The following is a 1,879-nucleotide window of genomic DNA, read 5'->3' on the forward strand; positions in this document are numbered from 1 at the left end:
GGCTATCAGCCTGAGCCTTGGACTCAGCGAACGTACCGGCATGTATGACTGCCCTGTCCCGCACAACCACAAGCATACCGACGCTCTCGAAGAGATCGGCCTGTGGCAAAAGTGCCTCTCTGACCAGGGTGTTGAGTCCATCATTCTTCTGGGGCACTCACGCGGCGGCAACCAGACGGCATGGTACGCCTCTGAATTGAAGGAAGGGAGCCCGGTCAAAGGAACCATTCTAATCGCACCAGCCTCGAATGTAATCGACTACATGGCAGCCGATTACAAGAAACGTTATGAAGTGGGACTCGCGCCTCTTGTCGAAAAAGCCAACAAACTGGTTGCTGATGCAAGGGCGACACCATGATGGAGAATGTCGATTTCATCTACTGCCAGAAGACATCGGCGACCGCCTCCTCCTTTGCAAGCTACTATGCCGATGAGCCACGCATGGAAACGACCTATTTACTCAAGGAGTTCTCACAGCCGGTGATGGTATTTGCGGGCAGTGAAGACACTGTTGTTATCAATCTCGAAGAGAAGATCGAGGCACTTGGAGAAAAGGAGAATCTTCAGATGAGTGTCATTGATGGCGCAGATCACTTCTTCCGTGATCTCTATGCCGAGGACCTCGCAGACGAGGCGGTTGAATTCATCGAATCACTCTGAGCCCCTTCATGCCGGCCTTGAGCCGGTATTCAGGAGCATAGCGTTGTTCCAGATAGACCCCGGATCAAGTCCGGGGTGACTCTGTTATCACCGGGATGACGACTTTTCAAAATCGCGAGAAACGGCGAGTCTCAGGCAAGCGCTTTCTGAATCAGGGGCACCAGTGGTTCAGGCAGGGTGATATTTCCTGACAATGCAAACTCGTGCGCCGTCTCCGACATCTTCTTCCAGGTTTTCTGGATGATATCGATCCACTTCTCCTCGCTGTACTCCGGGTGTTTCTCCGCAAACTCAAGCATGTAGTGCTCAATGAATACGAGGTCAACAACATCCTCAAGCAATTGCGTGTTTGCATTGACCTTCAGCGCACGTTTGCCAACTGCCTTCTTCACTTCCTCGGTAAAATCGTCGTCATAGCCAGCCTGCTTCAACAACTCACCCGTTGTTTCCGCATGAAACTTGTAGAGATTTGTTCTCCACTGCAGGTAACCCTGGCGGTTCATCGGAAACTCGTCACGCGGTGATTTCCAGCGCTGGATATGCTGGGCGCGTACCGCAAGCTTGGCGGCATCGTTTGCTTCGGGTGCAAAATGGTCAATCATTTCTGCCATACGGTGGGAATAGAGCAGCTCTTTTGGCCACTCCTTTCCATCTACCATAACCTTGTTCGGGTCTTCGCTATTGGCTGCATCGATCAGTGATACCGCCTTCTCAAACATTGCCTCAGATGACATTCAATAACTCCAATAATCCGCAAAACGGATATTTTACCGGGAGTTTCAGCCAATCAACCAGAATTCTTTTGCGGAATTGATCTAATAGACCAGTTTCCTTCAGGTTGTTGCCCTGTTCTCAATAGTGGTAGATTGGGCGGACAACAATAACTGTTGCACACAATTGATGCAGCAGCAACAACAAAACCACCGGAGAAATTTATGAAACTCAGTAGACTATTGATTGCATCGGCAATCGGTGTCAGCTTCCTGGCTTTTGAAGTACAGGCAGCGACCGAATGGAATGTCTCACTATGGGGCAAACGAAGAGCCTTTACAGAAAACGTTGAGAAGCTCGCCGAACTTGTTGAACAGAAAACCAATGGCGATTTCAAACTGAATATTTCCTCAAGCGTGTCTTTGATCTCGTGATGTAAAACGGGACATCCAAGTCGCCCTTTTACACTCGATCTTCGACAGCCTTTATTGCCCCGGACGCCCTGCGT

At 50.0% G+C, this 1,879-nt stretch carries 2 protein-coding genes and 2 pseudogenes; 3 read left to right on the forward strand and 1 reads right to left on the reverse strand.

The window, feature by feature from the left end:
* Both BOW51_RS11325 and BOW51_RS10330 read left to right on the forward strand, forming a co-directional pair.
* Positions 1 to 358, forward strand: a pseudogene (locus BOW51_RS11325) (alpha/beta hydrolase); the annotation flags it as partial.
* Positions 355 to 660, forward strand: coding sequence for an alpha/beta fold hydrolase (locus BOW51_RS10330; RefSeq protein WP_135568257.1), 306 nt, complete (start codon positions 355 to 357; stop codon positions 658 to 660). The pseudogene BOW51_RS11325 and the gene BOW51_RS10330, both read left to right, overlap by 4 nt.
* 131 nt (positions 661 to 791) lie before the next feature.
* On the opposite strand, the gene BOW51_RS10335 is transcribed toward BOW51_RS10330, so the two are convergent.
* Positions 792 to 1,379, reverse strand: a complete 588-nt coding sequence (locus BOW51_RS10335) for a DUF4202 domain-containing protein (RefSeq protein WP_078477640.1) — start codon at positions 1,377 to 1,379, stop codon at positions 792 to 794.
* Between the two features lie 216 nt (positions 1,380 to 1,595).
* Here BOW51_RS10335 and BOW51_RS10340 point away from each other — a divergent pair.
* Positions 1,596 to 1,781 (forward strand): annotated as a pseudogene (locus BOW51_RS10340) (C4-dicarboxylate ABC transporter substrate-binding protein); the annotation flags it as partial.
* Positions 1,782 to 1,879 lie beyond the last annotated feature (98 nt).

Origin of the sequence: Solemya elarraichensis gill symbiont (assembly GCF_002021095.1) — a bacterium.
GTDB lineage: Bacteria > Pseudomonadota > Gammaproteobacteria > Chromatiales > Chromatiaceae.